This is a genomic window from Marinobacter sp. UBA2498, assembly GCF_002341575.1.
Classification (GTDB): domain Bacteria; phylum Pseudomonadota; class Gammaproteobacteria; order Pseudomonadales; family Oleiphilaceae; genus Marinobacter; species Marinobacter manganoxydans.
Genome location: NZ_DDOI01000065.1, coordinates 40802 through 46761, shown reverse-complemented (window position 1 = coordinate 46761; position 5960 = coordinate 40802). Strand labels below are relative to the sequence as shown.

6 protein-coding genes are annotated in these 5960 nt (G+C 57.7%); 5 read left to right on the top strand and 1 reads right to left on the bottom strand.

Annotation, left to right across the window (positions count from 1 at the left end; translation table 11 throughout):
* Window positions 1-286: ATP-binding cassette domain-containing protein (locus B2W52_RS09135; protein ID WP_286802613.1), on the top strand; the 286-nt coding region annotated here is incomplete at its 5' end.
* Here the strand turns inward: B2W52_RS09135 and B2W52_RS09130 are convergent.
* Window positions 274-819, bottom strand: a complete 546-nt coding sequence (locus B2W52_RS09130; RefSeq protein ID WP_008169186.1) for a DUF2062 domain-containing protein — start codon at window positions 817-819, stop codon at window positions 274-276. The two genes, B2W52_RS09135 and B2W52_RS09130, sit on opposite strands and share 13 nt — an antisense overlap.
* 105 nt (window positions 820-924) lie before the next feature.
* On the opposite strand from B2W52_RS09130, the gene B2W52_RS09125 reads away from it, so the two are divergent.
* The 4 genes from B2W52_RS09125 to B2W52_RS09110 form a co-directional block, all read left to right on the top strand.
* A complete protein-coding gene (locus tag B2W52_RS09125) occupies window positions 925-3333 on the top strand; it encodes a DNA internalization-related competence protein ComEC/Rec2 (protein ID WP_286802636.1) in 2409 nt (802 codons plus the stop codon).
* Between the two features lie 72 nt (window positions 3334-3405).
* Entirely contained in the window at window positions 3406-4032 is a 627-nt protein-coding gene (locus tag B2W52_RS09120; protein WP_008169179.1) for a MotA/TolQ/ExbB proton channel family protein, read from the top strand.
* 5 nt (window positions 4033-4037) lie between these two features.
* On the top strand, window positions 4038-4463 hold the full coding sequence (locus B2W52_RS09115) for an ExbD/TolR family protein (protein ID WP_008169176.1): 426 nt from the start codon (window positions 4038-4040) through the stop codon (window positions 4461-4463).
* The coding region (locus B2W52_RS09110; protein ID WP_286802607.1) for an ABC transporter transmembrane domain-containing protein at window positions 4460-5960 on the top strand (1501 nt) is incomplete at its 3' end. The genes B2W52_RS09115 and B2W52_RS09110, both read left to right, overlap by 4 nt.

Genomic DNA, 5960 nt, shown 5'->3' with positions numbered 1-5960 from the left:
TGGGCTTGCCGAGCGGCTGGATCACAAACCCGGTGAGCTGTCCGGTGGCGAACGCCAGAGGGTGGCCATTGCCCGGGCACTGGTCAACGAACCGGACTGTGTTCTGATGGACGAACCGACGGGCAACCTGGATGAACATACTGGAGAAGGGGTGCAGGCGCTGATCGAGTCATTGAGGGATCAGCTGGGTATTGCCTTTGTCATGGTCACCCATGACATGAAAATGGCCAGAAGCCTGGGGCGTGTTATGCGGCTTGAGCAGGGTCGCCTGATTCAGGAAGCCTGATCAGCCTCACGACGGCGTCTGAGTCGTGCGGTGCGTCGCACCTGCCAGTCAGAGCGAATTTTCCGGCGCCACAGATACTGGATAATCAGGTAGGCCACGCAAGCGGAGACCGTTGCGACCACCAGGGACCCGAGATAGAGGGGAATGCCGATATCCAGCAGCCGCTCGCTGATCCAGGACCACGAGAGCTCAAAATCAAAACTGAGTACAGGCCGATCCAGAGCCCAGGCGCCAATCTTGTAGTTGAAATAGAACATCGGCGGCATGGTTACAGGGTTGCTGATCCATACCAGGACCACTGAAAGCGGCAGGTTGGCATTGAACCAGATGGCAAAAAAGGCCGCCGCGAGCATCTGGAAGGGCATGGGAATAAAGCAGAACCAGATGCCGACGAGAAAGGCCCGCGCAACACTATGACGGTTGATGTGCCACAGGTTCGGTTCATGAAGGATATCGCCCAGAAAGCTCAGCGACTGCATCGCTTGCACCTTCTCTGGTGAGGGCAGATAGCGTTTCATGAACTTCTTTGGCATTGGAAGTTCTGCCTTTAGACGGAGTTAGTAGACCGGCTCATCGGATGTTGCCGGTGTTTGTGACATACAGGAGGACAAGGATTGTCCGGAAGTATCAACAGACCGGTGGGCCCTTCGGGCGACTCCGGTTCCGCAGCGCTGGGCGTTATCGCCTTCTCTTGTGGCGTTATCTTACTGTATTGGTTGTCGATACTGCCACCTCCCACGTGGTTGATAGCCGCGATACCACTGCTGGCCTTCGGCCGGATCTGCGTTTCCCCGACCTTTGCCAGCTCCGCATTCGTATCTGCTCTTGGCCTCATGGTCGGACTCTCCTGGGCCTCGTGGCATGCCAGTGACCGGCTTTCAACGGTTCTGCCGGCAAGCCTGGAACGCGAGCGTCTCTCTGTCTCGGGATACGTATGTGATATTCCTTCGCCCGGTAGCTTCAACAGTTTACGTTTCAGTTTCTGTGTCACCCAGTGGCACAACCTTCCCATCCCGACCCGAGAGGAAGCAAGGATGCCGGACCTGCTCAGGTTGTCCTGGTACGGTCACGGAATGGAGCGGCTCCCGGGCCAACGTTTGCGGCTGGAAGTTGTGCTCAAGCGCCCCCACGGCTCCCTGAACCCCGCGGGCTTTCGCTACGAGGACTGGCTGTTTCGCAAGGGCTACCGGGCCACGGGCAGCATTCGTAGCGTGAAGGTTGACCGGGATGTCGGGTGTTTCGTCCATTGCCAGTACCGGAAGCTGCATCGTTTGCTTCACCAATGGACCATCGAGCAATTTGGCGGTGCCCGTCATTTTCCGCTGGTTTCTTCGTTGCTCATAGGTCATCGCGGCCACATGGAACAGAAGCACTGGGATGTGCTCAAGGCGACCGGCACCATTCACCTGGTTGCCATATCGGGCCTGCACCTGGGTCTGATCGCCCTGGGGGCAGGGTTTCTGTGCCGGCGACTGTTGCTGACTGTTCCGGCACAAATAGTCAGCGATAGCTCAAGGCGTTGGTTTGCCTTCCTGGCAGTTATCCTCTGCTGTCTGGTTTATGCCCTGGCGGCGGGATTTACCGTTCCAACCCAGAGGGCTCTGGTGATGGTTGTGGCCGGTGGGTGGCTGGTACTGATGAGTCGTCAGGCCCCGGTCTGGAACGTTTTCCTGGCCGCGTTGGCTGCCGTTCTTGTGCTGGACCCTTTCGCGCCCCTGGACCAGGGATTCTGGCTTTCGTTTGCCGCGGTTGCCACCCTGATCACTGTATTCTCGTCGCGACTGGCTGGAACCGGGTGGCTGAGAGGACTCGTCCTGGCCCAGCTCGCGGTTTTTGGCGGATTATGGCCAATCCTCGAAATACTGGGGCAGGGCCAGCCCCTGGTAGGTTTGTTGGCCAACCTGGTCGCCATTCCCTGGGTATCCCTTGTGGTTATGCCAGTGCTTGTCGCGGGTGGGTTGCTTGCCGCCGTAGTCCCAGGCACCGCCCAGCTGTTCCTGCCAATATTCGATCTAACCCTCGGTGTTCTGTGGCAATTGCTCATGTGGCTTGCGCAGTGGCAGGCGCCGGACATCCGGGCTGGTGTCCCGGAGCTGTTTGGCTGGGCGTTGCTAAGCGTCGCGGTATTGTGTATGCCTTTCGCCATGTTCCGGCTTGTGGCGGTCCTTTCTGCGGTGTTTTGGCTGATGTATCCGGCTCCTTCTTCCGAAAGGAATTCGTACGTGGCAGTGCCAGTTGTAAGGGTATGGGATGTTGGGCAGGGTCTTTCAGTTCTGGTCCGACACAAGCGCGAGGTTCTTGTCTACGATACCGGTCCCGCCGTGCCCGGCGTGTTTTCGGCCGTCGAATCCACGCTTTTGCCCAATCTGGCGGCTGAAGGAATCAAGCGAATTGACACCCTCGTGATCAGCCACGCCGACAGCGATCATGCCGGTGGCATCTCGGAGCTTTCCCGGAACGTCAGTGTCGGCCGTGTGATTGCTGGTGAGCCTGCGGCGGTCAGACAGCAGGTTGGCGAACTGCCTGTGCAAGCCTGCAAACAGGCTGAAGATAGGCTGGGAGGATTGGTCCTCGAGTTCTGGCAGGGTGAGGGCGCACAAGAGGGTAACGACGCTTCCTGTGTGTTGCGTATCTACCACCCTGACTCCGGAACTGAGTGGCTCTTGCCGGGAGATATTACCGAACCCGTGGAGGCAGAGTATCTGGCTTATATGGCTGGCCGAGAGGACGTTCAGGTTCCTTCGACTCGCGTGCTCGTTGCGCCCCACCACGGGAGCAAAACCTCATCTTCCGAACCCTGGGTGCGCGTGCTGAGACCAGATCGGGTCATCTATACCGCTGGCTATCGCCACCGGTACGGTCATCCCCACCCGACGGTAACCGCACGTTACGCGGGGGTCGGAGCGGTGCCGCTGAACACAGCATGTTCAGGCAGCGTCGAGATGACCGTTGTCGATAACAAGCTGGTATTAAAGGAAATGCGGCATGGCTCGTCGTTCTGGGTCGGTGGTTCGGGGCTTGCCCGTGACCAATGTAAAATACCGTGACATTGCAGGTGTGGCCTCCACGGGTAGCTATGCTAAAGTAGCGCGGCTTGCAAACAATCAGGGAGACCAAGCGTGTTCGAGCTGTTGAAAGCCGGTGGCATTCTGATGGTGCCAATTGTTGCCTGCTCCATTCTGGCGCTGGCCATCATTCTGGAGCGTTTCTGGACCCTTCGCGCCTCCAGGGTCGCGCCCCCCCAGACCATCAATGAGTTATGGCGCTGGATCAAGAAGAAAGAACTCAATGGCCGGAAACTGAAAGCCCTGCAGGGGTCATCACCCCTGGGCCGGATTCTTGCCGGTGGCCTGCTTAACGCCAAGCATGGCCGCGAAATCATGAAAGAAAGCATCGAGCACGAGGCAAGCCAGGTCATCCATGACCTGGAGCGTTTCCTTAACCCGCTGGGCACCGTTGCGACGATCACCCCTCTGCTGGGGCTGCTTGGCACCGTCATTGGCATGATCAAGGTATTTGCCGAGATCCAATTGGCCGGGGTTGGCAACGCCGGCAACCTCGCCGGTGGTATCTCTGAAGCGCTTATTACTACGGCCGCTGGCCTGAGCGTCGCCATCCCGGCACTTATCTGCCACCGCTACTTTATCCGGAGAGTGGATGAGCTGGTCGTCGGCATGGAACAGGAAGCGATCAAGCTGGTTGAGGTAGTGCACGGAGACCGCGAAATCGACGTGGAAGGAGCCTGAACGCCGTGAAGTTCAAGCGCCAGAGGAGCCAGGAAGTCGGGGTAGACCTGACGCCACTGATCGACGTGGTGTTTCTGCTGCTGATTTTCTTTATGGTTTCCACGACCTTTACCCGCGAGAGCCATCTGCAGGTTGAATTGCCTGAGGCCAGTGGCGAGCCTGCGCCGGCATCTGAAGTGCAGCAGATCGACGTGGTGATCAATGCCGAGGGGCAGTACATCCTGAACGACCGCACATTGGTCAATAATCGGCGGGAAACCCTTGAGCGGGGTGTCCGTGAACTGGCTGAAGGCAATAACTCGCTTCCGTTCATCATTACCGCTGACGCTCGCACACCCCATGAATTTGTGGTTCGTGCCATGGACGTTGCCGGACGCCTGGGGTTCGCCAAGCTCAGCATTACTACCGAGCGGGAGGCTGATAGCCAGTGAAGGTGTCCGAGCCTATACCAGACCCTGCGGCCGGCCTGCCGGCGGGCAGTTGGGATACCTACAAGCGCCTTCTCGCTTATGTAAAGCCGTTCCTGCTGGCCTTCTCCCTTGCAGTACTCGGCAACATTATCTATGCCGCTGCATCGACTGGTATGGCGGCAGCCATGGAATACGTCATTGCGGCGATCGAGAATCCGACCGAGCAGAATCGTCTGATGCTGACGCTGGTTATCGTTGGCGTCTTCGCATTCCGTGGGCTGGGCACCTTCCTGAGCCAGTACTTCATCAGCTATGTCGGGCGTCAGGTCATCAATGCGCTTCGTAACGATGTGTTTGATCGACTGATGACACTGCCTTCCCGCTATTTCGATGACAACGCGGCGGGACGGCTGGTGTCCAAGCTTACCTTTAACGTCGAGCAGGTGGCGGAGGCGACGACCAACGCCGTGACCATCACGCTCCGCGAAGGTCTGACCATTGTCGGTCTGCTGGGTTACATGTTTTATACCAACTGGAAGCTCACGCTGATTTTCCTGGCGGTGGGGCCGCTCATTGCCGCGGTTGTAAGCTATGCCAGCAAACGCTTCCGCAAGATCAGTCAGCGGATCCAGGGCTCGATGGGCGATATAACCCATGTGGCCTCTGAATCGATTACCGGCTATCGCGTTGTTCGCACCTTTGGTGGTGAGGATTATGAACGTGCTCGTTTTCAAGAGGTTAACAATAGAAACCTCAAGCAAAGTTTGAAGATGGCATCCACTCAGGCGATCAGTGTTCCGGTGATTCAGGTACTGGTGGCCATCGCCATTGCCGGATTGGTCTGGATGATGCTGGCGCCTGAAATTCGCGGTGAGATGACCACGGGTCAGCTGGTAGCATTCATTACGGCAGCGACGACCATGGCCAAGCCCATCCGTCAGGTTACCTCTGTTCACGCCAAGATCCAGAAGGGCGTTGCAGCCGCTTACGATGTGTTCGAAACAATCGACGAATCGCCGGAACAGGATCCGGGTACGTATTCGCCGGATCGCGTTGAGGGCGACATCGAGTTTGATGAGGTGGCCTTTCGGTACCGGGATCAGCTCGATAATGTTCTGGAAGGTATCTCCTTTAGCATTCCTGCCGGTCAGAGTGTGGCACTTGTCGGTCGTTCAGGGAGCGGAAAGTCCACCCTGGTGAGTCTCATTCCAAGATTCTATGAATACACCGGCGGTGACATTCGTATCGATGGGCATTCGCTAAAGGAGTTTTCCCTGAAAGGGCTTCGGTCCCAGATTGCACTCGTGAACCAGAATGTAGTGCTTTTTAACGATAGTATCGCGGCCAACATAGCTTATGGCTCTCTCCGGAACTGCACGCGCGAAGAAATCCGCGAGGCCGCCGCCAAGGCTCATGCGCTCGAATTTATTGACCGTATGCCCGAGGGGCTGGATACCATGATCGGTGACAACGGGGTCATGCTTTCCGGTGGGCAGCGACAGCGGCTCCCCCCCCCCC